Annotated in this window: 1 protein-coding gene; it reads left to right on the top strand. The window is 70.0% G+C overall.

The annotated features are described in order from the left end of the window. The coding region (locus DD1DGNOD_RS09470; protein WP_241255603.1) for a circularly permuted type 2 ATP-grasp protein at positions 1 to 1,505 on the top strand (1,505 nt) is incomplete at both ends.

The following is a 1,505-nucleotide window of genomic DNA, read 5'->3' as shown; positions in this document are numbered from 1 at the left end:
GAACGGCCCTTTCCGCTGGACCTCGTCCCACGCCTGCTGGACAACTCCGAATGGGACGTCATCGAGCGCGGAGTCACCCAGCGCGTCCGGACGTTGGAGGCGTTCCTCACCGACGTCTACGGGCGTGCGGAGGTCCTGCATGACGGTGTCGTCCCCCGCCAGCTGGTGCTCTCCAGCGCGCACTTCCACCGCGCGGCGCATGGCATCGACCCACCGAACGGGGTCCGCGTACATGTCAGCGGCATCGACCTGATACGCGACGAGGAGGGTGGTTTCCGGGTCCTCGAGGACAATGTGCGGGTGCCGTCCGGGGTCAGCTACGTAGTCGAGAACCGGCGGGCGATGACCCGGGTCTTCCCCGAGCTGTTCGCCACCCACCGGGTCCGCCCGGTCTCGGACTACGCCGCCCATCTGCTGCACGCGCTACGGGCGGCCGCACCGCCCGATGTCGCCGATCCAACCGTGGTCGTGCTGACACCGGGGGTGTACAACTCGGCGTATTTCGAGCACGCTCTGCTCGCCCGGCAGATGGGCGTCGAGCTCGTCGAAGGACGAGATCTGACGGTACGCAACAACAACGTCACCATGCGCACGACAGAAGGCGACCGGCCCGTCCACGTCGTCTACCGCCGGATCGACGACGAGTGGCTGGACCCACTGCACTTCCGCCCCGAATCGGTGGTCGGCTGCGCCGGGCTGCTCAACGCCGCCCGAGCCGGCCGGGTCACCATCGCCAACGCGGTGGGTAACGGGGTCGCCGACGACAAGCTGATGTACACCTACGTCCCCGACCTCATCCGGTACTACCTCGGTGAGGAACCGATCCTGGCCAACGTCGACACCTACCGCCTGGAAGATCCCGACCAGCGCGACCACGTGCTCGGCCACCTCGACCAGCTCGTGCTCAAGCCGGTGGACGGCTCCGGCGGCAAGGGCATCGTCATCGGCGAACAGGCGTCCGCGGCGGAGCTCGACGCGTTGCGACTGAAGATCGAAGCCGACCCGCGCGGCTGGATCGCCCAGCGGGTCGTGCGGCTGTCGACCTCGCCCACGCTCGCCGGTGACCGGCTCGGACCACGCCATGTGGACCTGCGTCCGTTCGCGGTCAACGACGGCTCCAAGGTGTGGGTGCTGCCGGGCGGGCTGACCAGGGTCGCGCTGCCCCGCGGCAGCCTCGTGGTCAACTCCAGCCAGGGCGGCGGCTCCAAGGACACCTGGGTGCTGGCCTCGCCGGAGTCCAGCCGGGAGAGCATCTCGCCGCGCAGCCGGCCGCCGGGCAACGTCCCGCAGGTCGCCGACGGCCCCGACGTCGGCCCGTTCCCCTCCTGCGACCAGCAGCAACAGCAACAGCAGCAACGGGAGGGACCGCAGCCGCGACCGTCCCAGGACGCCGGGCCGGGGCAGGGACAGCGCCAGGAGCCACGGCAGGGACAGTCGGAGCACGGACAGTCACGGTCGGAGACCATTGGTGAGCAGGCCCGCCGCCTGAACGGGCCGGCCGCGTG

The sequence above is a fragment of the Candidatus Protofrankia californiensis genome (genome assembly GCF_900634765.1).
In the GTDB taxonomy this organism is placed as follows: Bacteria; Actinomycetota; Actinomycetes; order Frankiales; family Frankiaceae; genus Protofrankia; species Protofrankia californiensis.
The sequence above is the reverse complement of the archived record's forward strand: the minus strand, read 5'-3'. Positions and strand labels throughout refer to the sequence as shown.